Source organism: Paraburkholderia tropica, assembly GCF_014171495.1.
GTDB lineage: Bacteria > Pseudomonadota > Gammaproteobacteria > Burkholderiales > Burkholderiaceae > Paraburkholderia > Paraburkholderia tropica.
The window spans coordinates 788,544-813,616 of sequence record NZ_CP049137.1 but is presented as its reverse complement, the minus strand read 5'-3'; the positions used below and the strand labels follow the sequence as shown (position 1 = coordinate 813,616).

The 25,073-nt window shown below is 66.8% G+C and carries 21 protein-coding genes; 10 read left to right on the top strand and 11 right to left on the bottom strand.

What is annotated here, in order from left to right; genetic code table 11:
* The first annotated feature begins 175 nt into the window (after nt 1-175).
* The 4 genes from G5S35_RS34080 to G5S35_RS34065 are packed head-to-tail and all read left to right on the top strand — an operon-like array spanning nt 176 to nt 3,959.
* Nucleotides 176-1,342: a sugar ABC transporter substrate-binding protein gene (locus tag G5S35_RS34080; RefSeq protein WP_124261525.1), complete on the top strand. Its 1,167-nt coding sequence runs from the start codon at nt 176-178 to the stop codon at nt 1,340-1,342.
* Complete coding sequence (locus G5S35_RS34075) at nt 1,342-2,352, top strand: ABC transporter permease (RefSeq protein WP_183040059.1); 1,011 nt, start codon at nt 1,342-1,344, stop codon at nt 2,350-2,352. Before G5S35_RS34080 ends, G5S35_RS34075 begins: the two co-directional genes overlap by 1 nt.
* Complete coding sequence (locus tag G5S35_RS34070; protein WP_074983288.1) at nt 2,352-3,173, top strand: ATP-binding cassette domain-containing protein; 822 nt, start codon at nt 2,352-2,354, stop codon at nt 3,171-3,173. The genes G5S35_RS34075 and G5S35_RS34070 overlap by 1 nt, the downstream gene beginning before the upstream one ends.
* Before the next feature lie 60 nt (nt 3,174-3,233).
* Nucleotides 3,234-3,959: a FadR/GntR family transcriptional regulator gene (locus tag G5S35_RS34065; RefSeq protein WP_074983290.1), complete on the top strand. Its 726-nt coding sequence runs from the start codon at nt 3,234-3,236 to the stop codon at nt 3,957-3,959.
* A gap of 71 nt (nt 3,960-4,030) precedes the next feature.
* On the opposite strand, the gene araH is transcribed toward G5S35_RS34065, so the two are convergent.
* The 8 genes from araH to G5S35_RS34025 form a co-directional block, all read right to left on the bottom strand.
* Nucleotides 4,031-5,041 carry an L-arabinose ABC transporter permease AraH gene (gene araH, locus G5S35_RS34060; RefSeq protein WP_065064750.1) on the bottom strand — a complete coding sequence of 337 codons (1,011 nt, stop codon included), beginning with the start codon at nt 5,039-5,041 and terminating at the stop codon, nt 4,031-4,033.
* A gap of 89 nt (nt 5,042-5,130) precedes the next feature.
* Nucleotides 5,131-6,690, bottom strand: a complete 1,560-nt coding sequence (gene araG, locus G5S35_RS34055; protein ID WP_074983293.1) for an L-arabinose ABC transporter ATP-binding protein AraG — start codon at nt 6,688-6,690, stop codon at nt 5,131-5,133.
* A 44-nt stretch (nt 6,691-6,734) separates the two neighbouring features.
* Nucleotides 6,735-7,739: an arabinose ABC transporter substrate-binding protein gene (locus G5S35_RS34050; RefSeq protein ID WP_065064754.1), complete on the bottom strand. Its 1,005-nt coding sequence runs from the start codon at nt 7,737-7,739 to the stop codon at nt 6,735-6,737.
* 68 nt (nt 7,740-7,807) lie between these two features.
* Complete coding sequence (locus tag G5S35_RS34045) at nt 7,808-8,737, bottom strand: Gfo/Idh/MocA family protein (RefSeq protein WP_065064756.1); 930 nt, start codon at nt 8,735-8,737, stop codon at nt 7,808-7,810.
* Between the two features lie 45 nt (nt 8,738-8,782).
* Nucleotides 8,783-9,712: a dihydrodipicolinate synthase family protein gene (locus G5S35_RS34040; protein WP_074983294.1), complete on the bottom strand. Its 930-nt coding sequence runs from the start codon at nt 9,710-9,712 to the stop codon at nt 8,783-8,785.
* Nucleotides 9,713-9,784: 72 nt separating this feature from the next.
* Nucleotides 9,785-11,143, bottom strand: a complete 1,359-nt coding sequence (locus tag G5S35_RS34035; RefSeq protein ID WP_065064761.1) for an MFS transporter — start codon at nt 11,141-11,143, stop codon at nt 9,785-9,787.
* Between the two features lie 56 nt (nt 11,144-11,199).
* Nucleotides 11,200-12,780: an aldehyde dehydrogenase (NADP(+)) gene (locus G5S35_RS34030; RefSeq protein WP_110327118.1), complete on the bottom strand. Its 1,581-nt coding sequence runs from the start codon at nt 12,778-12,780 to the stop codon at nt 11,200-11,202.
* Nucleotides 12,781-12,822: 42 nt separating this feature from the next.
* Nucleotides 12,823-14,574, bottom strand: a complete 1,752-nt coding sequence (locus G5S35_RS34025) for an IlvD/Edd family dehydratase (protein ID WP_065064765.1) — start codon at nt 14,572-14,574, stop codon at nt 12,823-12,825.
* A 143-nt stretch (nt 14,575-14,717) separates the two neighbouring features.
* Between G5S35_RS34025 and G5S35_RS34020 the strand changes: the two genes are divergently transcribed.
* The 4 genes from G5S35_RS34020 (at nt 14,718) to G5S35_RS34005 (ending at nt 19,397) form a co-directional block, all read left to right on the top strand.
* Nucleotides 14,718-15,701: a LysR substrate-binding domain-containing protein gene (locus G5S35_RS34020; protein ID WP_183040058.1), complete on the top strand. Its 984-nt coding sequence runs from the start codon at nt 14,718-14,720 to the stop codon at nt 15,699-15,701.
* A gap of 71 nt (nt 15,702-15,772) precedes the next feature.
* Nucleotides 15,773-16,624, top strand: coding sequence for a class I SAM-dependent methyltransferase (locus tag G5S35_RS34015; protein ID WP_176081357.1), 852 nt, complete (start codon nt 15,773-15,775; stop codon nt 16,622-16,624).
* 307 nt (nt 16,625-16,931) lie between these two features.
* Nucleotides 16,932-17,585, top strand: a complete 654-nt coding sequence (locus G5S35_RS34010; protein WP_183040057.1) for an OB-fold-containig protein — start codon at nt 16,932-16,934, stop codon at nt 17,583-17,585.
* 84 nt (nt 17,586-17,669) lie between these two features.
* Nucleotides 17,670-19,397, top strand: coding sequence for a flotillin family protein (locus G5S35_RS34005; RefSeq protein ID WP_080180245.1), 1,728 nt, complete (start codon nt 17,670-17,672; stop codon nt 19,395-19,397).
* A 46-nt stretch (nt 19,398-19,443) separates the two neighbouring features.
* On the opposite strand, the gene G5S35_RS34000 is transcribed toward G5S35_RS34005, so the two are convergent.
* Nucleotides 19,444-19,803, bottom strand: a complete 360-nt coding sequence (locus tag G5S35_RS34000; RefSeq protein ID WP_183040056.1) for a glyoxalase superfamily protein — start codon at nt 19,801-19,803, stop codon at nt 19,444-19,446.
* Between the two features lie 173 nt (nt 19,804-19,976).
* Between G5S35_RS34000 and G5S35_RS33995 the strand changes: the two genes are divergently transcribed.
* A complete protein-coding gene (locus tag G5S35_RS33995) occupies nt 19,977-21,179 on the top strand; it encodes a tyrosine-type recombinase/integrase (protein WP_176081355.1) in 1,203 nt (400 codons plus the stop codon).
* A 12-nt stretch (nt 21,180-21,191) separates the two neighbouring features.
* On the opposite strand, the gene G5S35_RS33990 is transcribed toward G5S35_RS33995, so the two are convergent.
* Entirely contained in the window at nt 21,192-22,517 is a 1,326-nt protein-coding gene (locus tag G5S35_RS33990) for an MFS transporter (protein WP_183040055.1), read from the bottom strand.
* Between the two features lie 51 nt (nt 22,518-22,568).
* Nucleotides 22,569-23,441, bottom strand: a complete 873-nt coding sequence (locus G5S35_RS33985; RefSeq protein ID WP_183040054.1) for a LysR family transcriptional regulator — start codon at nt 23,439-23,441, stop codon at nt 22,569-22,571.
* 155 nt (nt 23,442-23,596) lie between these two features.
* On the opposite strand from G5S35_RS33985, the gene G5S35_RS33980 reads away from it, so the two are divergent.
* Complete coding sequence (locus G5S35_RS33980) at nt 23,597-25,063, top strand: MFS transporter (RefSeq protein ID WP_183040053.1); 1,467 nt, start codon at nt 23,597-23,599, stop codon at nt 25,061-25,063.
* Nucleotides 25,064-25,073 lie beyond the last annotated feature (10 nt).

The window sequence follows — 25,073 nt, the reverse complement described above, 5'->3', positions numbered from 1 at the left end:
ATGCCTGAACGCGACACGCGCCGCTGTCCTGCTCACGATCCTTTCGGTGCTTTCGCCGCGCTTGCGCCGTGAAAGCCGACCGTCTGCGAGTTCCCGGTGCCGTCCAGCATCTGCACGCACGCGATCGACGCACAGTCGACCACATCGACCACGAAGAAGAGAGCCGGAGGAAGACATGGCGCAGCAACGGGATGACGAGCACAGCGGCAAACAAGGCAACAACGACAACGCAGACAATGCAAACAACAGCGCAAACAACAGCGCGCCAGGCGGCGTGTTCAGCAGCGCGCGGCGCGGCCTCATGCAAGGCGCGGGACTGGGCGCGGCGCTCTCGCTGCTCGGCGCAGCAGGCGGCGCGGGCGGACTGATTTCGTCGGCACAAGCGGCGGAAGCGGCGTTTCCCTCGCACAAGAAATGGAAGATCGTGTTCGTGAATCACGTCACGACGAATCCGTTCTTCGTGCCCACGCAGTACGGTATTCAGGATGCCTGCTCATTGCTCGGCATGGATTATCAGTGGACCGGCTCGGCCACCTCCGACGCGGGCGAAATGGTGCGTGCCGTGAACTCGGCGATCGCCGCGAAGGCCGACGCCATCGCCGTGCCGATCGTCGATCCGAGCGCCTTCGACAAGCCTATTCAGGCCGCGCTCGATGCCGGCATTCCGGTGTTCGCCTATAACGCCGACGCACCGCGCGGCAAGACCAATCCGCGTCTCGCGTATATCGGCCAGGATCTGTATCTGTCGGGGTATCAGATGGGCGAGCGCATCGTCAGTCTGATCGACAGCGGCATGGTCGCGCTGTTCATCGCCACGCCGGGTCAGCTCAACATCCAGCCGCGTCTGGACGGCGCGAGCGACGCCATCAAGAAGTCCGGCAAGAAGATCGACATTCAGACCGTCGCCACCGGCGCGACCGTCAACGAAGAACTCTCGAAGATCAAGTCGTTCTATCTGGGCCACCAGGATCTGAAAGGCATGTTCGCCGTCGATGCGGGCAGCACGCAGGGCGTCGCGCAGGTGATGAAGGAATCGAATCTGCCTTCGAAGGGCGTGCACGGCGGCGGCTTCGACCTGCTGCCCACCACGATCCAGCTCATTCACGAAGGCTTCCTCGATTTCACCATCGACCAGCAGCCTTACGTGCAAGGCTTCTACACCGTGATGGAGGCGTTCGTGTTCCTCGCCTCGGGCGGCCTCGTCGGGCCGGCCAACATCAACACGGGTCTGAAGTTCGTGACGAAGGCGACCGTCGAGCCGTACCTGAACACCTCGACGCGTTATGAAGGCAAGACCACCAAGCCGCAAATCGTGCCGATGAGCGGCGCGATCAAGTCGTGATGGATACGGTGAACGAACCTCGCAAGCTGGATACCGCCCGCGCGCCGAAACGCGCGGGGGTTTCGTTCGCATCGCACTGGGCGCCCGAGCTGCGCATCCTGCTCGTGGCCGTGCTGCTGGCCGCCTGGTTCGAATTCGCGAACCACGACTTCCTGTTCACCAACGCGAGCCTCGTCAACCTCTCGCAGTTCATCGCGCCGGTGGCGATCATCGCGTTCGGCGAAATCATGCTGATGATCGGCGGCGACATCGATCTCTCGGCGGGCATGGTGTTCGCGTTCGCGCCGTTCATGATGGTGTTCGCGAACGACGCGGGTGCGCCCATGTGGCTCGCCGTGATCGCCGGGCTCGTGGCCGCCGCCGTGATCGGCTTCGTGAACGGCGCGGTGACGGTGTGGCTGCGCCTGCCCTCTTTCGTCACCACGCTCGGCACGCTGTTCCTCATCAACGGCATCACGCTGACCGTGTCGCGCGGCACGCCCGCCGCCACGCCGGGGTCGCCCGGGTTCGCGAACTTCATGGGCGCGTGGGGCTACAGCGAAATCCTCTGGACGATCGCGCTCGCCTTCGTCATGCACGTGCTGTTGCGGCACACGCGCTGGGGTCTGCATACGCAGGCGGCGGGCGCGAATCCCATCGGCGCGAGCGAGGCCGGCATCCGCGTGAACCGGCTGCGGCTCGGCAACTTCGTGCTGGCCGCCGTGCTCGCGGGCTTCACGGGCATCCTCGAAGGCTTTCGCATCACCTCGATCGATCCGCAGGCGGGCGGCAACCAGATCATGTTCCTCGCCGTGGCGGCGGCCGTGATCGGCGGCACACCGCTCACGGGCGGCTCGGGCACGATCGTGGGCGGCCTGATCGGCGCGGCGGTGCTCGGCATTCTGAACGACGGCTTCACGCTCATCGGCATCAACGCGTTCACGTTCAACATCATCCTCGGCGCCGCGATTCTGGCCGCGATGATCTTCAATATCCACGTGGGCCGCATTCGCCGCCGGGGAGCAGGCTGATGGACGAATCGCAGGCATTCAAGGGCAGCGCGGACGTGGCCACGGATGTGGCCAACGCGCCGCTCGCGCTGCGCGGCGACAAGCTCGTGAAGCGCTTCGGCGCGGTGACCGCGCTCGACGGCGTGTCGCTCACGCTCGGCAAGGGCGAGATTCTCGGCGTGCTCGGCGACAACGGCGCGGGCAAATCCACGCTCGTGAAAATCCTCACGGGCTTTCATCAGCAGACCGGCGGCACGCTCTCTATCGACGGCCAGGAAACGCTGCTGCGTTCCGTCGATCACGCGCGCTCGCTCGGCATCGAATGCGTTTATCAGGATCTCGCGCTCGCGAATTCGCTGAGCATCTATCACAACATGTTCCTGAACCGCGAGCTGGTGCGGCGCGGTCCGTTCAAGCTGCTCGATCACAAGCAGATGCGCGAGCGCGCGGCGCAATGTCTCGACGATATCGGCGTGCACGTGCCGTCGGTGGATCTGCCGGTGGAACGGCTCTCGGGCGGTCAGCGCCAGGCGATCGCGGTGGCGCGCGCCGTGCACTCGAATGCGAAAATCCTGCTGCTCGACGAACCGCTCGCCGCGATGGGCGCGCGCGAGGCGGGGCTCATCATCGACCTGATCCTTCGTCTGAAGGAAAAAGGCGGGCTATCCATTATCATGATCATGCACAACTATGCGCAGACCCTCGATATCGCGGATCGCGTGATGTTGATGCAGCGTGGCCGTGTAACTTATGAACAAAAGAGCGCGCTCACTTCGGTGGCGGAGCTCATGGACATCGTGCGGCGGGAATATCGGGCCATGCGCGCTACCAGCGCGCCGTAGGCTCTCACAACAGGGGGACGCCTGATCGGAACCCCTCGCCGGGCTTCCGGCAGGACGAATATGGATTACCGCAATCTAGAGAAACGCAAGAGCCAGCACGGGCGCATCGTGCAGGAACTCGGCATGCAGATCGTCGGCGGCACGCTGCTGCCGGGCCAGCGTCTGCCCGCCGAACCCAGCCTGTGCGAAACCTACGGCGTGAGCCGCCCGGTGCTGCGCGAAGCCACGCGCGTGCTCGTGGCCAAGGGTCTCGTGGTGTCGAAGCCGCGCGTGGGCAGCATCGTGCGTCCGCGCGACGAATGGCACATGCTCGATCCCGACGTGCTGTTCTGGACCGTCAACAGCATTCCCGAGGGCGAGTTCTTCCGCGCGCTGCTCACGGTGCGGCAGATCATCGAACCGGCGGCCGCCGCGCTCGCCGCCATCTCCGCGACCGACGAGGAACGCGTGCGCATCGCCAAGGCCTACGCGCGCATGGAGCAGGCCAAAACGGCCACCGATCTGCTCGAACCCGACCTCGAATTCCATCGCGCGATCATGGCCGCGACGCACAACGACATGCTCGCCTACATCGGCAACATGCTGTCGCTCGCACTGACCGAGTCGATCAAGTTCACGAGCCGGCATCCGAACACGCACGCGTTGTCGCTGCCGCGTCACAAGGCGATCCTCACGGCGATCGAGCATCGCGACGCGCTGGCCGCGCGCCAGGCGAGCGTGGTGCAGCTCGACAACGCGCGGCAGGACGCCAATTCCATACTCGGCGGCGCGGCGCTCGAAACCTGAGCGAGCTGAACGACCTGAGCAAGCTGCGCTGCTCAGGTGGGCGTTCATGCGTGCGCCGCCGTGCGTCATGCTCAGACTGCCCGCTTGCTGCGGCGGAACTGGTCGAACAGCACGGCGAGCAGCAGAATGCCGCCGCGAATCAGGTACTGATAGAACGTGGGGACGTTCATGAGGCTCATGGCGTCCTGCACCGCGCCCATGATCAGCACGCCCACCAGCACGCCCGAGATGGTCGCCACGCCGCCCGTGAGCGACACCCCGCCGAGCACGCACGCCGAGATCACGCCCAGTTCGAGGCCGACCGAAGTCTTCGGATCGCCGAGGCTCATGCGCGACGCCAGCATCACGCCCGCGAAGCCCGTGACGAGTCCTTGCAGCACGAACACGGTGATCTTGATGCGCGTGACCGGCAGGCCCGCGAGACGCGCGGCCTCGCCGTTGCCGCCCACCGCGAGCACGTTCTTGCCGAACACGGTTTTCTTCAGCAGAAAGCCGAACACCACGAAGCCGATGATGTTGCTCCAGATCGGAAACGAGATGCCGAGGAAGGAGCCGCCGCCGAGATCGAAGAAGCGCTCTTCCGAGATCATCACGGCGTCGCCGTTCGAGGTGAGGAAGGCGAGACCGCGCACGGCTTCCATCATCGCGAGCGTGGCGATCAGCGAATTGATCTTGAAGCGCGCGATCAGCACGCCGTTGACGAGACCCACGGCGCCGCCCGCGAGCACGCCCGCGACGATGCCGAGGATCACGCTATGCGACTGCGTGATGACGGTGGACGCGACCACGCCCGAGAACGCCACGATGGACGCGACCGACAGGTCGACTTCGCCCAGCGCGAGCACGAACATCATGGTGACGGCGATCGAGCCGATCAGCGTCACGGAGAGCAAAAGGCCCTGAATATTGCGGGTCGTGAGGAAATCCGGCACCGTCGCGGAAAGCACCGCGAACAGCACCACGAACACCACGACGATGCCCGACTTGTTGATCATGTCCCACGCGCGCGCACGCGAGGGCGTGATCGGCGCGGCGGCTTCGTTGACGGTAGGCGTGCCCTGTGGCTGCATGGCTTCACTCATCTCTGGTTCATCGTTACGGATCGGACGCGCGCTTCGCCGCGTGTTGCGTAAGGTGGCGTGCGTCCGGAAAACAACGTCAATTAAGGGGTTTAGCGCGGCAACGCCAGCTTGATCAGTTCGTCCGGCGAGGCGTCGGCCTTCATGACGCTGCCCGCGATGCGCCCCTCGCGCATCACGATGATGCGATCGGCCACGCCGATCACTTCGGCCAGGTCGCTCGACACCATGATCACGCTGCGTCCCGCTTCCGCGAGTTCGTACAGCAGGTTGTAGATCTCGGCGCGCGCGCCCACGTCGATGCCGCGCGTGGGTTCGTCCATCAGGAACACTTCGATGCGCTCGGCGAGCCAGCGCGACAGAATCACCTTCTGCTGATTGCCGCCCGAGAGCGTGCCGATCGCGGTGTCGCCATTGCGCGTCTTGATCGCGAGCTTCTTGATGTAGTCGTCGGTCAGCGCGCGTTCGCGCTTCGCGTCGAGCAGGAAGCGCGCGGGGCTGAAATGGCGGCGCGCGCTGATGTTCAGGTTGTCGGCCACCGAGGCGATCGCCACGATGCCTTCCTGCTTGCGATCCTCGGGACACAGCGCCATGCCCGCCCGCACCGCGTCGCGCGGACTCGCGAAATTCACGCGCTTGCCGTCGAGTTCGACGTGACCCGCGCTCGGGCGCTCGGCGCCGTAGAGCAGCTTCATCAGTTCGGAACGTCCCGCGCCCACGAGCCCGAAGAAGCCGACGATCTCGCCGCGCCGCGCCTGGAACGACACGGGTTCGGCGAGCCCCGGACCCATCAGCCCTTTCGCCTCGATCAGCACCGGACCGGCCTTGCGCGCGCGATAGCCGTAGACGTCCTCGATCGAGCGCCCCACCATCGCCGCGATCAGCCGATTGCGGTCGAGGTCGGCGACCGAATCGAAAGTCTCGATGCGCTTGCCGTCGCGGAACACCGTCACGCGGTCGCACAGCTCGTAGACTTCGTCCATGCGGTGCGTGACGTAGATGATCGCGCGGCCGTCCGCGCGCAGCGCGTTGATGATGCGAAAGAGGTTTTCGGTTTCGCGCGCCGAGAGCGAACTCGTCGGCTCGTCGAAGGCGATCACGCGCGCGTCGCGCATCAACGCCTTGCCGATCTCGATCATCTGGCGCTGGCCGATCGAGAGATTCTTCACCGGCGTGCGCGGATCGATGCGCTCGCCGAGCCGCTGAAGTTCCGCCATCGCGCGCTTGACGAGCGTCTGCTCGTCGAGCACGCCGAAGCGGTTGGGCAACTGCCCGAGCATCAGGTTGTCGGCCACGGTCAGCTCGGGCACGAGATGCAATTCCTGATAGATGATCGCGATGCCCGCGTCGAGCGCGGCGCGCGTGGTCGTGAAGCGCTGCTCCACGCCGTTCAGGCTCAACGTGCCCGCCTGCGGCTGGTTCACGCCCGAGAGCACCTTGAGCAGCGTGGACTTGCCCGCGCCGTTCTCGCCCATCAGGCCGTGCACCTCGCCCGCGCGCACGTCGAGCGCCACGCGGTCGAGCGCCTTCACGCCCGGAAAGCTCACGGTGATGCCGTCGAGCTCCAGATACGCGCGCTTCCCCTGTTGATTCCCCGCCTGGCGCGTACCGGCCGCGTTCGCGGCATCTGCCTGTGTCATGGTTTCAGTCATTGCATCTCTGCCCTTGCCGTCGCCTCCGTATCGCTACGGATGCCTTAAATACCCAGTTCGCTGCGCACAGCCGTCCAGTTGTCGCGCGTCATCAGCTTGCCGGTGGTCTGCGTATCGGCGGGCGGCTGCTTGCCGGTGCGGATCCATTCGACGAGGTTCTGCGCGCTGTCCTTGCCGTGGTTCGTCGAGCTGACGGCGATCGTGCCGTAGAAGCCCGTGGGCGCCTTCTTCTGGAACTCGGCGAACGCTTCGCCCGCGCCGTTGATGCCCACGCCGATCACGTCCGACGCCGGCAGATGCAGCTGCTCGGTCGCACGCACGGCGCCCAGCACGCTTTCTTCGTTGAGCGCGAAGATCACCCACTTCTTGATGTTCGGATGTTGCGCGAGCACGGGCGACGCCGCGTTGAAGCCGCCTTCGTCGTCGGTGGTCTTTTGCGGCGCGTCGAAGATGTTTTCCTTCTTGAAGCCGCCCGCGATCAGCGAAGCCGTCGCGCCGTCGGTGCGCAGCTTGGCGGTCGGCAGTTCGTAGTCGGTGATGCGCAGCGCGCCCACTTCTTCCGGCTTCCAGCCGCGCTTCTTCATTTCGTCGGCGATCGCCGTGCCGACCTGATTGCCGATCTTGAACGCCGACATGCCGAGGTGCGGCACGTTGCCGAGCGGCTTGCCCGACGAGTCGACGAGTTGATCGTCCACCGTCACGAACTTCATGTTGTAGCGCTTCGCGCGCGCCTGAATCGCCGGTCCGAGACGCACGTCGGGCGCGCAGATCACGAAGCCCTGCGCGCCTTGCGCGCCGAGGTTGTCGATCGCGGCCAGCACCTTCTCGCCGTCCGGCGTGCCGATGTTGACGACCGAGAAGTTCTCCTTCTGGCCGAGCGCCGTGGCGGCCTTCTGCTCGTTGATGAACCACGCCTGCTCGGGCATCTTCACGAGAAAGCCGATCTTGGTGGGCGAGTCGGCGTGCGCCGCCATGTTCATGCCGAGCGGCGCGACGCACAGGGCCGCGAGCACGGCGCGAAGGGTGAAGCGGCGGATGTTGCTGGTCATGCTGATGTCTCCTCTGATAGCGCTGTTGCGTGTGGTGAAGCGGTTTATAGGGCGATTGCGACGATGTCTCAGTGGCCGAAGGCCTCGACTTCGATATGGCGGCCGAGCAGGAACGCGTCGGCCACGAGGCGCAGCGGGCGCACGTCCACGTCGTCGGTGCCGTGCGCGATCAACCAGTGAAAACGTTCATAGAGCGCCGAATATTCCCGTTCGGCGCCCAGCTCGACCGGCTCGCCCGCGATCGCGAGACGCTTGCCGCCTTCGGAGATCGAGAGCAGGCCCTCGGTGGTCTCCACGTCGATTTCCCATTGCTCGACCGGACCGTGACGCCAGTCGAATTCGGCGCGCACCGGCACGCCGTCGGTGTCGATGCAATCGAGTTCGGCCGCGATCGGCGTCGAGCAGTCGGACGGCACGTGCAGCGAAGCGCTGCGCAGCAGCACCTCGCGCGGCAGGATGCGCGTGACGATCGAGAGCGCGTTGATGCCCGGATCGAACACGCCGAGGCCGCCCGGTTCCCAGATCCATTGCTGACCCGGATGCCAGCGGCGCACGTCTTCCTTCCAGCGCACATGCACGGCGCGGATCGTGCGTTCGGCGAGCCACGCGCGCGCCGGTTCGACCGCGCTCGCGCAGCGCGAATGCCACGTCGCGAACAGCGTGCGCTTGTGCTGCTTCGCGAGTTCGCGCAGCGCTTCCACTTCGCTCACGCTCGCGCCCGGCGGCTTTTCGAGCATCACGTGCTTGCCCGCTTCGAGCGCGGCGCGCGCCTGTTCGTAGCGCACCTGCGGCGGCGCGCACAGCGACACGGCGTCGAGGTCGCGCTCGGCAGCCAGCAGCGCGCCGATATCGGCGTAATTGCGCACGCCGTCCACCTGCGCGTTGCGGCTCGCGGCGGCCACCAGCTCGAAGCCCGCGTTACCCGCGATGGCGGGCAGATGCTGATCGCGCGCGATCTTGCCCACGCCGACGATGCCCAGCTTGTACGACGCATTCATACCGATCTCCCAACCTTGTTTTATTTCGGATCACGAACCGATTATTTACTTGCCCCAGCGCAGCACCAGCGGATCGAGGCGACGCGCGATATCGACGAGTTCCTTGCGCGTCTCCGGATGCATCGCGGGCAGCGGATGGCGCGGCAGTTCGCAGTCGATCACGCCGCCTTCCTGCATCAGCGCCTTGCAGGCGAGCAACCCCGCCTGACGGTTCTCGTGATTGATGAGCGGCAGCCACTTCTGATAGAGCGTGAAGGCGTCGTCGAGACGGCCTTCGCGGTGCGCCACGATGATCGGGCGAATGCCGTCCGGGAAACCGCCGCCCGTCATCGCGCCGGTCGCGCCCGCGTGCAGATCGGCCAGCAGCGTGATGCCTTCCTCGCCGTCCCACGGACCTTCGACCGCGTCGCCGCCGAGGCGGATCACTTCGCGCAGCTTGTTCGCCGCGCCCGGCGTTTCGATCTTGAAGTACGAGACCTGCTCGATCTCGCGCGCCATGCGCGCGAGGAACGGCGCGGACAGCACCGTGCCGCTCGCGGGCGCGTCCTGAATCATGATCGGAATGTCGATGGCGTCCGAGACGCGCGCGTAGAACTCGTAGATCTGCTGCTCGGGCACGCGGAAGGTCGCCCCGTGATACGGCGGCATCACCATCACCATCGCCGCGCCGAGGTCCTGCGCGCGCTTGCTGCGCGCCGCGCACGCGATCGTGCCGTAATGCGTGGTCGTCACGATCACGGGCACGCGGCCGGCGACGTGTTCGAGCACGGTGCGCGTGATCAGCTCGCGCTCGTCGTCGGTGACCGAGAACTGCTCGGAGAAGTTCGCGAGAATGCACAGGCCGTCCGAACCCGCGTCGATCATGAAGTCGACGGCGCGCTTCTGGCTCGCCAGATCCAGTTCGCCGGTGGCGGTGAAGGTGGTCGGCACGACGGGGAAAATGCCCGTGTAACGGGGCGTACGGCTCGTAGTCATGATGTCTGTCCTGCTTTGAAAATGTCGGCGTGCCGCGCGGGCACGCCTGCTGTGTACGTTATCGGGCCACGCTTACGACTCGCGCGCGAGCGCACCCGATGCCGGCGGCTGCGGACGCAGCGCGGCGCGCACCGCGAAGGTCATGAGCACCGCGAACAGCAGCGTCGCCGCGAGAAAATACAGACCGGCGGCGAGACTGCCCGTCGCGTCCTTGATGATGCCGATGCCATACGGGCCGAGATAGCCGCCGAGATTCGCGAGCGAGTTGATCATCGCGATCCCCACGGCCGCGCTCGCGCCGGTCAGAAACTCGCCGGGCAGCGCCCACACCACGGCCTGGATCGAGTAGATCGAGAACGCGGTCAGGCAGATGAAAAAGAGTTGCAGCGCGGGCGTGCGGAACCAGGCGCTCGCGGCCATCGTCAGCGCGGCGAACGCCGAGACCACGACGATGTGGCCGTAACGCTCGCGGCGCTTGTCCGAATGACGCGGCACGATCAGCAGCCCCGCGACCGCGAACAGATACGGCACCGCCGAAAGCAGCCCCGCCGTCGAATCCGTCACGCCGAACGCCTTGATGATGGTCGGCAGCCACAGCGACAAACCGTAGATGCTCAGCGGAAACGGCAGAAACAACAGCGCGAGCAGCAGCACGCGCCGGTCCTTGAGCGCCGCGAACGGATTGCGATGCGGATCGAGCGCGTAGCTGCGGCGATCGGCGGCCAGCGCGCGTTCGATCCACGCGCGTTCGTGGTCGTCGAGCCAGCGCGCGTGCGCGGGCGATTCGGGCAGCAGGCGCAGCGTCGGAATGCACAGCAGCACGGCGGGCAGGCCGCTCACGACGAACAGCGTCTGCCAGTTCGACAGACCGAAAAAGCCATGCGTTTCCAGCAGCGCGCCCGCGAGCGGACCGGTGACGATGCCCGCGATCGGCTGCGCGAGCACCAGCAGGCCGATCACGCGCGCGCGATGGCGCATCGGGAACCAGTGCGTGAGGAAATACAGAATGCCGGGATAGAGTCCGGCTTCGGCGGCGCCCAGCAGAAAACGCAGCGCGTAGAAACTCTTCGGACCGCTGACGAAGGCCATCGCCATCGTAATCGCGCCCCACGTGAAGAGAATGCGCGCGAACCACACGCGCGCGCCGAAGCGCGAAAGCGCGAGATTGCTCGGCACTTCGCAGAGGAAGTAGCCGACGAAAAACAGACCCGCGCCCATGCCGTACGCGGCGTCGCTCAGGCCAATCGCCGCGTTCATGTGCAGCTTGGCGAAACCCACCACGGTGCGGTCGACGTAAGCGACCACGTAGATGAGCGCGAGAAAGGGCACGAGGCGGCGCGCGATATGGCCGACGATGTGCTTCTCTTCCTCGCTCGAGCCACTCGCGTGCGCCCCGGTGTTGCTGGCATTCAGCGCCTGCGAATTCGTCATCCTGTCTCCTTGATTCTTTTTGCGGCGGTGCGCTTCGTGTGACCTTCGGTTGCCGGTCAGGCGACCTCGGGCCTGCCTGCGAAACGCCGCTTCACGTGCAGCGGATTCGCGTCGCGCAACGCGTCGGGCAGCCAGCCGTCGGCGAGATTCTGGTAGCAGACCGGGCGCAGGAAACGCTCGATCGCCGCCGTGCCCACCGAGGTGCTGCGGCCATCCGAGGTGGACGGGAACGGGCCGCCGTGGACCATCGCATCGCACACTTCGACGCCGGTCGGGAAGCCGTTCGCCAGCAGACGGCCCGCCTTGCGCTCGATGAGCGGCAGGAGCGCGCGCACGAGATCGCCGTCGGCGGCGTCCGCGTGCAGCGTGATCGTCAACTGGCCTTCGATATGGCGCAGCACGGCGCGCAGTTCGGCTTCGTCCGCGCATTCGACCAGCACGCTGCTCGGGCCGAACACTTCCTCGCCGAGCGAGGCGTCCGCCAGCAGATCGCTCGCGCTCACGCGCAGCAGCGCCGCCTGCGCGCGGCCGGGCGCCGCCGCGCCGCGTGCGAGCGTCGTGACCTTCGGATGCTCGACCAGGCGGCCGATGCCGTGCTCGTAGGCGCGCAGGATGCCCGGCGTGAGCATCACGCCCGCCGCCGCCGCGCTGAATTCGCGCGCGGCGTTCGTGGCGAAGGCTTCGAAGTCCGCGCCCGCGAGGCCGAGCATCAGGCCCGGGTTGGTGCAGAACTGGCCGCAGCCGAGCGTCGTCGATGCCGCGTAGTCGCGCGCCAGCGTTTCGCCGCGCGCGGCGAGCGCGCCCGGCATCAGCAGGTTCGGATTCACGCTGCTCATTTCGGCGTAGACGGGAATCGGCTCGCTGCGCGCGGCCGCCAGCTTCACGAGCGCGAGACCGCCCGCGCGCGAGCCGGTGAAACCGACCGCACGAATCGCCGGATGCTGCACGAGCGCGCTGCCGACTTCGTGGCCCGCGTCGAACAGCAAAGAGAACACGCCTTCGGGCAGACCCGCCGCCGCGACCGCTTGCTGAATGGCGCGGCCGACGAGTTCCGAGGTGCCCGGATGCGCCGGATGCGCCTTCACGACCACGGGACAGCCCGCGGCCAGCGCCGACGCCGTGTCGCCGCCCGCCACCGAAAACGCCAGCGGGAAATTGCTCGCGCCGAACACCGCGACCGGGCCCACGCCGATGCGCCAGAAGCGCAGGTCGGTGCGCGGCGGCTGGCGTTCGGGCAGCGCGGGTTCGATGCGCACGTCGAGCGCGTCGCCGCTACGCACGAGCATGGCGAACATGCGCAGTTGATTCGCGGTGCGCGCGCGTTCGCCTTCGAGGCGCGCGCGCGGCAGGCCGCTTTCGGCCATCGCGCGTTCGATCAGCGGCTCGCCGAGCGCTTCGATGCGCGCCGCGCAATCGTCGAGGAATTGCGCGCGTTGTTCGGCGGGCAGCGTGCGGTAGGCGTCGAACGCGTCGTCCGCGAGTTCGCAGGCCCGTTCGACATCGCCTTGCCGCGCGCCGTGGAAAACCGGTTGCGCGATGGGCGTGTTGCTCGCGGCGTCGATCGCCTGGAACGCCGCGCCTTCGCCGCGTTTCGCTTGCGCGCCGATCAGCAGCTCGCCGGTTAGAGTCGTCGTCATGATGGCAGTCCTTGCCTATGCGTCAGTGCGCGTCAGTGCGCGTCAGTGCGAGTGGCGCGGCACGGCCGAGCCGCGCTTGCCCACGAGGAAGTCGAGGTCGCAGCCTTCGTCGGCTTGCAGAACGTGATCGACATAGAGGCGCGCATAGCCGCCCTTGCCCAGCTGCTCGGCGACGCCCGGCGCCGCCGCCGGATCGACGTCGCTCAGGCGGCGTTGCAGTTCCTCGTCGCTGATGTCCAGATGCAGGCGGCCGTTCTCGCAGTCGAGCTCGATCCAGTCGCCGTTGCGCACCGCCGCGAGCGGGCCGCCCGCCGCCGCTTCCGGCGCGACGTGCAGCACCACCGTGCCGTAAGCCGTGCCGCTCATGCGCGCGTCCGAGATGCGCACCATGTCCTTCACGCCCTGGCGCAGCAGCTTGGGCGGCAGGCCCATGTTGCCGACCTCGGCCATGCCCGGATAACCGCGCGGGCCGCAATTCTTCATGACGAGGATCGAGTCCTTGTCGACGTCGAGCGATTCGTCGGCGATGGTCGCCTTGTAGTGATCGAAATTCTCGAACACCACGGCGCGGCCGCGATGCTTGAGCAGCTCGGGCGTGGCCGCCGACGGCTTGAGCACCGCGCCGCGCGGCGCGAGATTGCCGCGCAGGATGCAGATGCCGCCGTCCGCGATCAGCGGATTGTCGATCTGGCGGATCACTTCGTCGTTGTAGTTCGGCGCTTCGCGCACGTTGTCCCAGATCGACTTGCCGTTCACGGTGAGCGCGTCCGGATGCGGCAGCAGGTTCGCTTCGCCCAGACGGCGCAGCACCGCCGGCAGACCGCCCGCGTAATAGAACTCCTCCATCAGGAAGCGGCCCGACGGTTGCAGATCGACGATGGTCGGCGTGTCGCGGCCAACGCGCTGCCAGTCTTCGAGTTCGAGCGGCACGCCGATGCGGCCCGCGATCGCCTTCAGATGGATCACCGCGTTGGTCGAGCCGCCGATCGCCGCATTGGTACGGATCGCGTTCTCGAACGCCTCGCGCGTGAGCACCTTCGAGAGCTTCAGGTCTTCGAGCGCCATCTGCACGATGCGAATGCCCGACATGTGCGCGAGCACGTAGCGGCGCGCGTCCACGGCCGGAATCGCGGCGTTGTGCGGCAGCGAGACGCCCAGCGACTCGGCCATGCAGGCCATCGTCGAGGCCGTGCCCATGGTGTTGCAGGTGCCCGCCGAGCGCGACATGCCCGCTTCGGCCGAGAGGAAATGATGCAGGTCGATCTCGCCCGCCTTGAGCGATTCGTGCAGACGCCACACGGCCGTGCCCGAACCGATGTCCTTGCCTTCGAGCTTGCCGTTGAGCATCGGGCCGCCCGTCACGACGATGGCGGGCACGTCCACGCTCGCCGCGCCCATCAGCAGCGCGGGCGTGGTCTTGTCGCAGCCGCACAGCAGCACGACGGCGTCGATCGGATTGCCGCGGATCGCTTCCTCGACGTCCATCGAGGCGAGATTGCGCGTGAGCATCGCCGAGGGACGCAGGTTCGATTCGCCGTTCGAGAACACCGGGAACTCGACCGGGAAACCGCCCGCCTCGTAGATGCCGCGCTTGACGTGTTCCGCGAGCTTGCGGAAGTGCGCGTTGCAGGGCGTGAGTTCCGACCAGGTATTGCAGATGCCGATGACCGGGCGACCATCGAATTCATGATCGGGAATACCCTGGTTTTTCATCCAGCTCCGATACATGAAGCCGTTTTTATCCGTGGTGCCGAACCACTCTTGGGAGCGAAGTTTGGGTTTCGTTGCCGACATTCTCAGGTTCTGTGAGGGCCAAATGTTCGAGATAGTCTAAGGAGATCTCTGATAACCTTCTAATGAAATATTTGCCTTTTCCGATATCGTTTTCGGCATTGGTATAAACACTTAAAACTATTTGGGAAACGAGGCGAAACACCATGCTGAAGACAAGCCCCTGGTACGTGCGCACGCGCCTGAAAACCCGTCAGTTGCTGCTGGTGGTGGCGCTCGCGGAGGAAGGCAATATTCATCGCGCGGCGGCGGCGCTGAACATGACGCAGCCGGCGGCCTCGAAGCTGCTGCGCGAGCTGGAGGACATGCTCGGCGCGCTGCTGTTCGAGCGCATGCCGCGCGGCATGAAGCCGACACTTTACGGCGACGCGCTGATCCGCCACGCGCGCGCCGTGCTCGGCAGTCTCGATCAGGCGCAGGCGGAACTCACGGCGCTCAAGGCCGGTCGGCTCGGCCACGTGGCGGTCGGCGCGATCACCTCGCCGGGCGTGAGCGTGCTGCCCGCGGCGGTGGCCGCCGTCAAGCGCACGCACGCGAACATGCGCATCTCGGTGGAGATCGACGCGAGCAACGTGCTGCTCGAACATCTCGCGCAGGACCGGCTCGACATCGTGCTCGGGCGTCTGTCCGCCGAGCACGACAAGCTCGCGCTGCGCTACGAGCCGCTCACGGGCGAGCCGGTCTGCGCGGTCGTGCGGCCGGGGCATCCGCTGCTCGAAACGAACGCCAACGCGCCGGGCGCGCCGCTCACGTCACTCGCGCTCGCGGACGTCGCGCGCGCCACCTGGGTCGTGCCGCCGCTCGCGAGCGTGCTGCGCCATCGCTTCGAACTGATGTTCCAGCGCGCGAGCCTCGCGCCGCCCTCGAACGTGGTGGAAACGCCCGCGCTGCTGTTCATCACGCGCGTGCTGGAGCAGAGCGACATGATCGCCGTGCTCACCGAGGACGTCGCGCGCTACTACGCGGTGCACGGCATGGTCGCGATCCTGCCGCTGCCGATGGATTGCCAGATGGACGATTTCGGCATCATCACGCGCGCCGACAAACTGCTCTCGCCCGCAGCCGGTGTCATGATCGAGGCGTTGCGCGCGGTGAGCGCGGAGATCTACGGGCCGCGCGGCGCGGCGTAATGCACGCGTCGCGCGACGCTGCGACAGTCTCGCTACACTGACACAGCCAGCAGGACCATGAAGGAGACGCCATGCCTCACACCGCCGCCCCCGACAGCACCGCCGTGCGCGTCGCACTCTGGCGCGCGCTGCACGTGCAGGTCGACGCCGCGCCGCACGTGCTCGAAGACGAACTCGGCATGCAACTGGCCGCGCCCGACGTCCACTGGCGCAAGCGGGGCGACATGGATCCCGACGGCACGCGCGGCTATCGCGCGTCGATCGTCGGGCGCGCGCGTTTCATCGAGGATCTCGTGACCGCTCAGGCCAGCGCGGGCGTGACGCAGTACGTGATTCTCGGCGCGGGGCTCGACACCTTCGCGCAGCGCCGCCCCGAGATCGCGTCATGGCTGCACCTGTACGAAGTCGATCAACCGGGCACGCAGGCGTGGAAGCGCGCACGGCTCGTCGAACTCGGCTTTCGCGAGCAGGACTGGCTGCGTTTCGTGCCCGTGGATTTCGAGGCGGGCGAATCGTGGTGGACACAGCTCGTGCAAGCGGGCTTCGATGCGCGGCAGCCCGCCGTGATCGCCTCGACGGGCGTCTCGATGTATCTCACGCGCGAGGCCAATCTCGCCACGCTGCGCCAGATCGCGCAACTCGCGCCGGGCTCCACGCTGGCGATGACCTTCACGCTGCCGCTCGATCTCATCGACGAACCCGAGCGCTCGCAGCACGCGGCCGTCTACGAGCGGGCGCGCGCGGCGGGCACGCCGTTCGTCAGCTTCTTTCGCCCCGACGAGATGCTTGCGCTCGCGCGCGAAGCCGGTTTCTCCGAAGTGAGCCACGTGGGCACCGCCGATCTGATCGAACAGTATTTCGCGAAACGCAGCGACGGTTTGAAACCGGCCAAGGGCGAGTCGTTTCTGGTGGCGAAGGTTTAAGCGCGATGATCGGGATGAATACGGCAATCGCCTTAATTGCGATAAGCCGCCACGGATTTTCCGCGCGATCATGCAATATGATCGCGCTCAGCGTTTGCATTTAAATCCACGCAAACGTCATTCGCGCTCACGTAATCTCCGCTAAATTGTCGAACCTTGACAATTCAATCCGCGCAAAGCGATAGACTCATGTACTGCGTCATGCATTGCGCATCACTGCGTTTATCCCTTTATTTAAGGGACATTCGATATGACGCGTGAATTCGATATAGACTCGCAGCGGAATAACACCGAATAGAACAATTTCATGACCTCATTGCTGCAACCGGGATATGCGCCATTCATCATGGCGATCGGCATCATGATCGTCATTGCCATACTCGAAAGCATTACGCTGCTGTTCGGATTTAGCGTCACCACGCATGCGGGTAATCTGCTCGCGCATCAATTCGATATCGACCACGCGGGCGCCAGTGCCGAACCGGGCGTCGTCGGGCAGTTTCTCGGCTGGCTGCACGTGGGCCGCGTGCCGTTTCTCATTCTGCTCGTGCTGTTCCTCACCGGATTCGCCGTTGCCGGCCTGCTGCTGCAAGCGCTTCTGCATGCGCTCGCTCATTTCATGCTGCCGCCCGCCATTGCCGCCTGCGCGGCGTTGCCGCTCGCGCTCGGATTCGTGCGCAAGACCGGCAAACCGATCGGCCGCCTCGTGCCGCAGGAAGAGTCGAGCGCGCTCTCGGAAATCGATTTCATCGGCCGCGCCGTGCGCATCGTGACCGGCGAGGCCACACAGGACACGCCGGCCGAAGCGCGTTTCGTCGACGAATTCGGTCAGCCGCACTACGTCCGTATCGAGCCGGACGATGCGGATCACCGCTTCGTGCGCGGGCAAACCGTGCTGATCGTCGCGCGGGTGTCCGGCTCGCTCTATCGGGCCATCAAAAGCCCGCGTCACGACGCCTGAGGCCTGCGTTGCGTTTGCCGCGCGCGCGCCGGCTTCGCTGCTTTTTCACCTCGTTTTTCACACCGACAAGAGTCAACCATCGCTATGGATACGATCATTTTCTGGGGCGCCGCCGGTCTGGCGGTCATCGTGGGCCTGTGCCTGATCGGCCTGATTTTCGCGCGCCTGTATGTGCGCGCTTCGGCCGAACGCGCGTTCGTGCGTACGGGTCTCGGCGGCCAGCGCGTCATCATGAGCGGCGGCGCGGTCGTGCTGCCCGTGTTCCACGAGGTCATCCCGATCAACATGAACACGCTGAAGCTCGAAGTCAGCCGCGCCTCGCGCGACAGCCTGATCACGAAGGACCGCATGCGCGTGGACGTGGTGGTGGCGTTCTTCGTGCGCGTCGCGCCCACGGCGGAAGGCGTGTCAACAGCCGCGCAGACGCTCGGCCAGCGCACACTCGCGCCCGAGAATCTGCGCGCGCTCGTCGACGACAAGTTCGTCGACGCGCTGCGCTCAACCGCCGCGCAAATGACGATGCAGGATCTACAGGACGCGCGCGAGAAGTTCGTGCAGGGCGTGCAGAACACCGTCGCCGAAGATCTGACCAAAAACGGTCTCGAACTCGAAAGCGTCTCGCTGACCAACTTCAATCAGACCTCGAAGGAATACTTCGATCCGAATAACGCGTTCGACGCCGAAGGTCTCACGAAGCTCACGCAGGAAACCGAGCGCCGCCGCAAGGAGCGCAACGAGGTCGAGCAGGATACCGAAGTCTCCGTACGCGAGAAGAATCGCGACGCGCTGTCGAAGCGTCTCGAGATCGACCAGCAGGAAGCCTTCATGAAGCTCGAACAGGAGCAGCAGGTCAAGACGCGCACGGCCGAGCAGAACGCGCGCATCACGGCGTTCGAGGCGCAGCGCCATCAGGAGGCCGAGCAGAGCCGCATCGGCGCGGAGCGTCAGGTGCAGGAGTCGGAGATCGAGCGCGAGCAGGCCGTGCGTTCGCGCAAGGTGGAAGCCGACCGCGAAATTCGCGTGAAGGAAATCGAGCAGGCCAAGGTCACTCAGATCGCCGAGCAGGAGCGCGCGATCATCATCGCGCAGAAGTCCGAGGCGCAATCGCAGGCTCAGGCGCGCGCCAACGAATCGCTGGCCGAAGCCGTGAAGGCCGAGCAGCTCGTGGAAACCACGCGCCGCACCGCCGAGGCGGACCGCGCGAAGCAGGTTGCGCTGATCGAAGCCGCGCAGGAAGCCGAAACCAACGCCGTGCACGTCACGACCAAGGCGCGCGCGGAGCGCGAGGCCGCGCAGATGCAGGCCACGGCGATCGTCGAACTGGCCGAGGCCGAGCGCAAGAAGGGGCTCGCCGAAGCCGAGGCGCAGCGCGCGCTGAACGACGCCATCAACACTTTGTCATCGGATCAGACCAGCCTGAAGTTCCGGCTCGCGTTGCTGCAGGCGCTGCCGGCCATCATCGAGCAGACCGTCGAGCCGATGAAGTCGATCGAAGGCATCAAGATCATTCAGGTCGACGGCCTCAACCGCCAGGTCGGCGTGGCCGCCGACGGCGCGGCCACGAATGGCTCGGGACTGGGCGCGGGCGGCAATCTGGCCGAGCAGGCCATGTCGGCGGCGCTGACCTATCGCGCGCATGCGCCGCTCGTCGATTCGCTGCTCAAGGAAATCGGCCTGGCCGGCGGCTCGCTGCCGGCGATGGTGCCGGGGCTCGCGAATCTGGCGAATGGCACGAGCGGCGCGAATGGCGTCGATGCCACGCTGGCCGCGCCGCACGAACCGCGCCTCACCGACGGCCACGCCGCGGCTTAAACGCACTCGCCCGATCCGTTCAGCGCATTCCACACATTCGGCGCATTCAGCTCAACTCGCAGAACCGCAGAATATTGCCGAACGGATCGTGAATCTGCATCTGGCGGCCCCACGACAGCGTCTCCACGCCGGGCCGCGCATAGGCGTAAGGCTTCGCGGCCAGCTCGCGATGGAACGCCTCGATATCCTCCACGGGCAGAAACAGCACCGTGCCCGGCGTGCCGTCGCCGTGATGCTCGCTCAGATGCAGCACGAGCGCGTCGCGATGCAGTTGCACGTAGAGCGGCAAATCCGCTTCGAAGCGATGTTCCCAGTCGGGCTTGAAGCCCAGATAGTCGCAATAGAATGCGTAGGCTTTCTCGATCGAAAACATGCGCAGGATGGGAATCGGGGCGAGGAGTTTCATCGCTTGTTTTATCGCGGTTGGCGGCGGTTGGCGGCGGTTGGTAGCGGCTGATTGCCGGTGACGCAAAGTCGATCCGGCGGCCACGATTATGGCGCGACGCGCGTCGCCGTGCGCGATCCGCGTTATAGTCGGCAGCGTCTTTGCCTTTTGCCTCCCGCGCCACCGCTTCACCCATGCACACCGCCCTCCTCGCCCCGCGTCCGCTCGACGCGCTCGAACTGCCCGCCGATCTCGATGGCCGCGACGGCGTGAACCGCGCCAACGGCCGCATGCAGATCGCGGCGGCCAACGATCTCGACGCGATCCGCGCCTGGCTCGCGCGCGTCGCCGACTCGAAGGCGACCTTCGAAACTTATCGCAAGGAAGCCGAGCGTCTGCTGCTGTGGGCCATCGTGCAACTCGGCAAACCGCTCTCCTCGCTCACGCACGAGGACCTGCTCGCCTATCAGCGTTTTCTCGCCGATCCGCAACCGGCGGCGCGCTGGTGCGCGGGCGGCGGCCGCAAGCACGCGCGCGACGATCCGCGCTGGCGTCCGTTCTACGGCCCGCTGTCCGCCGCCAGCCAGCGTCAGGCGATGGTCATTCTCAACGCGCTGTTTTCGTGGCTCGTGAGCGCCGGTTATCTCGCGGGCAATCCGCTTTCGCTGTCACGCCAGCGCGCGCGCCGCGCGCAGCCGCGCATCACGCGTTATCTCGAACGCGGTCTCTGGGACGAAGTGAAGGCCTATGTCGACGCCCTGCCGCGCGCAAGCGCCCGCGAACGCGAACGCCACGGCCGCGCGCGCTGGCTGCTCACGCTGCTCTATCTCGGCGGCCTGCGCATCTCCGAAGTCGGCATCAACACGATGGGCGATTTCTTCGCGCGCCGCGACGCGTCGGGCGAGGAACGCTGGTGGCTCGACGTGCTCGGCAAGGGCGAGCGTCGCCGTCTCGTGCCCGCGACCGCCGAACTGATGACCGAACTCGCGCGCTATCGCGAGCAGCGCGGCCTGAGCGCCTTGCCCGCGCCGCACGAAGCGACGCCGCTCGTGCTGCCGATCGGCCAGTCGACCAAACCGCTCACGCGCGCGGCGCTGCACACCATCGTCAAGGGGATTTTCGCGGGCGCGGCGCAACGTCTGCGCGACGCGGCGGCGCAGGAAGCCGACCCCGCGCGCGCGGCCGGCGGCACGGCGCGCGCGGCGCTGCTGGAGAGCGCGTCGGCGCACTGGCTGCGTCACAGCGCGGGCTCGCATATGGCCGATGGCGACGTCGATCTGCGCATGGTGCGCGACAACCTCGGCCACGCGTCGATCAGCACGACGAGCCTGTATCTGCATAGCGACGACGACCGCCGCCATCGCGAAACCGAAGCGAAACACCGCATCGACTGGTAGCAGCGAACACGTCTATCGCGGCGCGCGGCGCTCCTTGAACAGCGCCACCGCGCACAGGCTCACGCAGCACGCGGGCGTCACGTACCAGGCGGCCGCGAGCGGATTGCCGCTCCACTTCACCAGCGCCGTGACGATGAATTGCGCCGTGCCGCCGAACAGCGCCACGCTCAAGGCGTGCGCGAGCGCGAGGCCGCTGGCGCGCACGCGCGCGGGCAGCGCTTCGAGCACGAGCAGCGCGACCGTGCCCGCGCTGAACGCCATCGACACGCTGATCAGGCCCACGCCGATCAGCATCGCGGGCAGACTGCGGGCGCTGTCGATCAGCACGAACACGGGCGTGCTCAACAACGTGGTGGCCGCGGCGCCCGCGAGCGCCACCGGCTTGCGGCGCGGCAGGCGGTCGAGCAGACGGCCCACGAACGGCGGCAGCGCGAACAGCAGCAACGCCGACGACGCCGACACCGCGAAGCCCGTGCTCGCGGGCAGATGCATCACGCGAATCACATAGCTGGGCATGAAATAGACGATGGCGTAGACCGGAATCGACTGGCCCATGATCATCAGCATCGCGAGGACGAGCGTGCGGGCGTGCTCGCGCCGGAGTTCGACGAAGGGCGGCGCGGCGGATGCGCGCGCGGTGTCGTCCCCGTCATGCAGACGGCTGCGCAGATACACGCCGACCGGCAGCACGAGGAGGCCGAACCAGAACGGCACGCGCCAGCCCCACGCGTCGAGCGCCTGCGGCGAAAGCAGATGCGTGAGCACGAGGCCGAACGTGGCGCCGAGCAACGCCGCCGCGCCCTGGCTCGCGACCTGCCAGCTCACGCGCGCGCCGCGCCGCGCGGCGGGTCCCGCCTCCATCAGATACGCCGCCGCCACGCCGATATCGCCGCCGAGCGCGAAGCCTTGCAGCGCGCGCGCCAGCACCACGACGACGGGCGCGGCCACGCCGATCGCCGCATAACCCGGGCACACCGCAATGACCGCCGTGCCGAGTCCCGCGAGCCAGACGGTGCGTGTGAGCGCGGCGCGGCGGCCCACGCGGTCCGCATACGCGCCCAGCACGAGCGCGCCCAGCGGCCGCATGAAAGCGCCCACGCCGAAGCTGCCGACGGCGAGCAGCAGCGAGGTCATCGGGTCGCCCGCCGGGAAGAATTTCGCGCCGATCATCGCCGCGAAATAGCCGAACACGGTGAAGTCGAACATCTCGAACGCCGTCACGAGCGAGGCGCTCGCGACGCGTCGGCGGACTTCGCGCGCGGAGGTTTGCGGTGCGTTGGCGCGTGCTTCGGCGTGCGCTTCAGCCGGTTGTTCCAGTGCGTCCTGGCTCGGGGGCATGGTTTCGAAGTTCAGTCGTCAGGGTGCGCGGCGCGTATTTCAGCGCGCTGTTCAGACCAGCAATTGCCGCGATAACACCTCGCGCGCCTGCGCGACCGTTTCGCGTTCGCCGGGCAGCGGCGGCGTGAGCGAAAACACGGCCTCGGGCAGCGCGGGCAAACGGTGACGCGTGCCGAGCTTCATCAGCCCGTCGGTGATCGCCGACGCGCACAGGCAGCCCACGCCCAGCCCCGCCGCGAGCATCGACTGCAGGCCCGCCACGCCGGACGCGCTATGCACCATCACGAAGGGACGGCGGTGTTCTTCGAGCAGGCTCACGGCGATCTGATGCAGCATGCAGTCGCCGGGCAGCAGCACGAGCGGCAGCGGCTCGGGCAGCGCTTCGGCGAGCGTCGGCGACGCCACCCAATACAGCGGCTCGCGGCGCAGCACCCAGCGCGGATCGCCCTGCGCGGGCCGCACCGGGCCGATCGACATGTTCATCACCACGCCCAGATCGATCTGTCCGCGCGCGTGCGCGAGTTCGATCTCGGTGCTCTTCATCGTGCTCACGTGCAGGCTCAATTGCGGATAGCACTCGCGCAGCCGCGCGAGCATGCCCGCGACTTCGTGCGTGCGGAAATAGTCGGTGATCGCCACGCGCAGCTCGCCCTTGATCGCCTGGCCGCGCACTTCGTCGAAGGCGGCTTCGTTGAGCGCCACGATGCGCCGCGCGTGTGCGAGCAGGCGCGAACCCGCGGGCGTGGGCTCGACGCCACGTTTGCTGCGCACGAACAGCGGCACGCCCGCGCGCGCTTCCAGCTTGCGCATCTGGTCGCTAACGGTGGACTGCGAAAGATTCAGCGACGGCGCGGCCGCCGTCAGGCTGCCCGCTTCCGCCACCACAGTGAAGGTGCGCAACTGGTCGAGTTCGAAGCCTCGCATGGCTTGCTCCTATCCATCGAATTACTCGATGAATACTACCGCAAATTCCGGCTTTTCTGGAGGATGCGCCGCGCCTAAGATACCGGTTCGTTCCGGCGTCATCGGCGGCGATCCCGTCGCCATCGATCCGCCCCCGCTTTCGATACAGGTTCATCATGACTGACGACTCGCTCGCCGCCGCGCCGCCGCTCGCGGCCCCGACTTCAGCCGCCGCCGCGCGCAGCCATCACGGCTGGGCGCTGGTCGTGCTGCTGGTCGGCGCCATCCTGCCGCCCATCGATTACTTCATCGTGAATCTCGCGCTGCCCGCCATCCACTCGGGATTGAGCGCCAGCGCCGCGCAATTGCAGATGGTGGTGTCCGCCTACGCCTGCGCCAACGCGGTCGCGCAGATCACGGGCGGGCGTCTCGGCGATCTCTACGGCCGCAAGCGCATGTTCATGATCGGCATGGCGGGCTTCGTGCTCGCCTCGACGCTGTGCGGGCTCGCGACTTCCGGCGCCATGCTGGTGGCCGGGCGGATTCTCCAGGGGCTGTTCGCGGCGGTGCTCGCGCCGCAGGTGCTCGCGACCATCCGCAGCGTGTTCACGCCGCACGAACAGGTGCGCGTGATGGGCTTCTACGGTTTCGTGTTCGGCGTGGCGGCGGTGATCGGCCAGCTCGGCGGCGGCGCGCTGATCAGCCTGCATCCGTTCGGGCTGGGCTGGCGCGCGATCTTTCTCGTCAACCTGCCGATCGGCGTGCTCGCGCTGCTGGGCAGTTGGCGCTTCATTCCAGAGAGCCGTCCGCCGCGCGGCGCACGTATCGACATGCCGGGCACCGTGCTGCTGTCGCTGTTTCTGCTGATGCTGGTCTATCCGCTCACGCGCGGACGCGAGGAAGGCTGGCCCACGTGGATGCTGATCTGCCTCGCCGCCTCGGTGCCGATGCTCGGCGCACTGCTGCGCGTGGAAGCGCGCAGTCTCGCGCGCGGCCACGATCCGCTGCTCGACGTGCGGCTGTTCCGCAATCCCGTGATCGCGCTCGGCCTCGTGCTGGCGTTTCTGTTCTACACGCTGAGCGCGTTTTTCCTGAGCTACGGCATCTATCTGCAAGGCGCGCTGCACTGGACGCCGCTCACCTCGGGCGTGGCGATCCTGCCGTTCGGGCTGGGCTTTCTGTCGAGTCCGCTGCTGATGCCGCGCCTCGTGTTCCGCCTCGGCAGCTATCGCGTGCTGACGCTCGGCTTCGTGCTGATCGCGCTCGGCCTCGCGGCGGCGGCGTCGCTCGCGAGCGTGAGCGCGCCCGGCGCGGGCTTCTACCTCGGCCTCGGCGCGATGGGCATGGGCCAGGGCCTCGTGCTGCCGTCGGTCGTGCGCATCGTGCTCGCGGAAGTCGACCCGGCGCGCGCGGGTGTGGCCTCGGGCATGGTCACGGCGACCTTGCAGATCGGCGCGGCCGTGGGCGCGGCGACGCTCGGCGGCGTGTTCTTCTCGCACCTCGGCGCGCATCCCGTCGCGCTCGATTACGTGCAGGGCTTTCGCGTTTCGATGTTCGCGCTGGTCGGCATTCTGTGCGTCTGCGTGCTGAGTTCGCTCGCGCTCGGGCCGATGCATCGACGCCTGCATCCGCAGCCGGCGTGATGCACGGCAC